The organism is Halomonas sp. ND22Bw (assembly GCF_003011945.1).
Lineage (GTDB): Bacteria > Pseudomonadota > Gammaproteobacteria > Pseudomonadales > Halomonadaceae > Halomonas > Halomonas halophila.
This window is the reverse complement of record NZ_PXWD01001427.1, coordinates 1-250: the sequence shown is the minus strand read 5'-3', so window position 1 is coordinate 250 and position 250 is coordinate 1. Positions and strand designations below refer to the sequence as shown.

Sequence of the window (250 nt, the reverse complement as noted above, 5' to 3'; positions counted from 1 at the left end):
GCATGGACGGCGACTGGCTGGACACCGGCGACATGGGCTACATGTCGGACGGCTACATCTTCATCGTCGGCCGCGCCAAGGACATGATCATCATCAACGGCCGCAACCACTGGCCGCAGGATATCGAATGGGCGGTCGAGCAGCTGCCGGGGTTCAAGGCCGGCGACATCGCGGCGTTCGCGATCACGACGCCGGGCGGTGAGGAAACGCCCGCGGTGCTGGTCCAGTGCCGCAGTTCGGATGAGGGCGA

1 pseudogene is annotated in these 250 nt (G+C 66.0%); it reads left to right on the top strand.

The window, feature by feature from the left end:
- Positions 1–250 (top strand): annotated as a pseudogene (locus CVH10_RS22910) (AMP-binding protein); the annotation flags it as partial.